Source organism: Vibrio sp. 10N.261.52.A1, from assembly GCF_002876325.1.
Lineage (GTDB): Bacteria > Pseudomonadota > Gammaproteobacteria > Enterobacterales > Vibrionaceae > Vibrio > Vibrio chagasii.
The window spans coordinates 2,063-2,416 of the sequence record NZ_MCYD01000779.1; the positions used below are offsets into that span (position 1 = coordinate 2,063).

Annotated in this window: 1 protein-coding gene; it reads right to left on the minus strand. The window is 40.1% G+C overall.

Annotated features, from left to right (window positions below):
- Nucleotides 1–337: hypothetical protein (locus BCT81_RS29370; protein WP_198596912.1), on the minus strand; the 337-nt coding region annotated here is incomplete at its 3' end.
- Nucleotides 338–354: the final 17 nt, after the last annotated feature.

A 354-nucleotide genomic window follows, 5' to 3' on the forward strand; every position in this document is an offset into this window, starting at 1 on the left:
CAGCAATGAAGCACCCAATGGCTTTTTTACCTTTATCACCAGCATTGATGGTTTTAATGATATTGCCTGTAGCTACTTTGATGTCTTTGTTGAGTTTTGCATACTCTCTATGAGATTTTAAGGAGCCTTTGAAGCGTTGAAGCCATACATCTAGGCAATCAGTCATTGGTCTCGCAGTATTGATGAAGTATCCTGAGGTGGACTTTTCGTCAGGTACGTCAATGTCAGTCATTGTGACGTACATTTTGCCTGACACAGTGTCTGCTGATTGTTTGCTGTTTTGGATTAAAACTTCGACGTCGTTGATGAATATCTTGCACTTTCGTTTTGTGGACATTAGGGTTACCCTTATAA